Here is a 526-nt window from a genome sequence, read left to right as displayed (position 1 = left end):
CTCGTCTTCGGTTGCGGTCGCCTCCAACTCTTCAAGCTGAAGCTCCATCTGCTCCAGGAGACGTGCCTTGCGCTCCGAGCGGCTGCCGTAAATCTGGCGGTGCAGCTTCTCGATCTCGAGCTTGAGGTAACTGATCAGGGCTTCGGCCGCCTTCGCGTCGGCAGCTTCCGCTTTGGCGCTCGCCGCGACTGCTTCCGCTTGGAGGCGCGCGGCGCGCTCCGCGAGGATCATCGCATGCGCGGCGGCCAGATCGGTGGGGAGCGATTCAGAGGTGGTCACGACGATGATGGAATCACATCCATCGCGATCCGCAAGCTCAAAGCCTCATCCGACCGATGTCGGCCGCCACGTCTCTTGTGGGTGCCTCCAGTCAATCCCGGACAGCAGATAACCGAGCTGCGCCGACGAGATCGTCACCACACCCCCAGCCGGGCTCGGCCAGATGAAGCGACCCCGCTCCAGGCGTTTTGTGAACAGGCAGGCGCCCTGGCCGTCATGCCAGATCACCTTCAAGAGATTGCCGCGA

Annotated in this window: 1 protein-coding gene and 1 pseudogene; both read right to left on the bottom strand. The window is 63.7% G+C overall.

The genetic code is table 11. The features are described from left to right. Nucleotides 1-231: pseudogene (locus IVA80_RS04740) on the bottom strand (IS66 family transposase); the annotation flags it as partial. A gap of 93 nt (nucleotides 232-324) precedes the next feature. After that, nucleotides 325-526: IS66 family insertion sequence element accessory protein TnpB (gene tnpB / locus IVA80_RS04735; RefSeq protein ID WP_247426062.1), on the bottom strand; the 202-nt coding region annotated here is incomplete at its 5' end.

This window comes from Bradyrhizobium sp. 139 (genome assembly GCF_023074175.1).
Lineage (GTDB): Bacteria > Pseudomonadota > Alphaproteobacteria > Rhizobiales > Xanthobacteraceae > Bradyrhizobium.
This window is presented reverse-complemented; position numbering and strand designations above follow the sequence as displayed.